This is a genomic window from Pseudomonas sp. H26/SER47-MNA-CIBAN-0231, from assembly GCF_040310465.1.
In the GTDB taxonomy this organism is placed as follows: domain Bacteria; phylum Pseudomonadota; class Gammaproteobacteria; order Pseudomonadales; family Pseudomonadaceae; genus Aquipseudomonas; species Aquipseudomonas atacamensis.
Window position 1 is genome coordinate 1 of record NZ_JBEOPW010000209.1, and the last position, 231, is coordinate 231.

General features: G+C 58.0%; 1 protein-coding gene. It reads left to right on the top strand.

The genetic code is table 11. The annotated features are described in order from the left end of the window. Nucleotides 1-231 (top strand): helicase-related protein (locus tag AAEZ10_RS27825; RefSeq protein ID WP_350571908.1); only part of this gene is annotated, 231 nt, incomplete at both ends.

Sequence of the window (231 nt, forward strand, 5' to 3'; positions counted from 1 at the left end):
GGCCAGGTGTACTACCTGCACAACGACGTTAAGAGCATCGAAAAATGTGCCGCCGAACTGGCAGCCTTGGTGCCGGAAGCGCGGATCGGCATCGGCCACGGGCAGATGCGCGAAAGCGAACTCGAACAGGTGATGAGCGACTTCTACCACAAGCGCTTTAACGTGCTGATCGCGTCGACCATCATCGAAACCGGTATCGACGTGCCGAGCGCCAACACCATCATCATCGAG